The sequence below is a fragment of the Sphaerisporangium melleum genome (assembly GCF_014646695.1).
Classification (GTDB): Bacteria; Actinomycetota; Actinomycetes; order Streptosporangiales; family Streptosporangiaceae; genus Sphaerisporangium; species Sphaerisporangium melleum.
Window position 1 is genome coordinate 555 of the sequence record NZ_BMNT01000130.1, and the last position, 577, is coordinate 1,131.

The 577-nt window shown below is 73.1% G+C and carries 1 protein-coding gene; it reads right to left on the reverse strand.

The window, feature by feature from the left end:
• Window positions 1-577: Gfo/Idh/MocA family protein (locus IEY93_RS39200; protein ID WP_229691829.1), on the reverse strand; the 577-nt coding region annotated here is incomplete at both ends.

Here is a 577-nt window from a genome sequence, read left to right on the forward strand (position 1 = left end):
TGGCGTTCTTGCGGCCGCTCGCGAACCGGGTGGCCTCGAAGGAGGCCAGCCCCCCGCCGCTGAGCCGGCCGATGAACAGGGCCGCGTCGTCCACGGTGACCGCGCCTGTTCCCTGGCCGCCGCCGGCGGACAGGCCCGCCGACTCCTCGGCGAGGGGGCGCTCCTTGACGAAGGTCTCGGTGATCGCCGACACCCCGGTCAGCAGCTGCCCGGTGACGTACTGCGCGGTGTCCACGATGTGCGAGCCGATGTCGCCGAGCGCGCCGGAGCCGGCCTTGTCCTTCTGTAGCCGCCACACCAGCGGGAACTCCGGGTCCACGATCCAGTCCTGCAGGTACTGGGCGCGGACGTGCCGCAGCTCTCCCAGCCGCCCCTCCTCGACGAACCGCCGCGCGAGCGCGACGGCGGGGACCCGCCGGTAGTTGAAGGCGACCATGCTCCGCACGCCCCGCGCCGCGGCCCGCTCGGCCACCGTCACCATGGCCTCGGCCTCGGTGACGGTGTTGGCCAGCGGCTTCTCGCAGATCACGTGCTTGCCGGCTTCCAGCGCGGCGATGGCGATCTCGGCGTGCGAGTC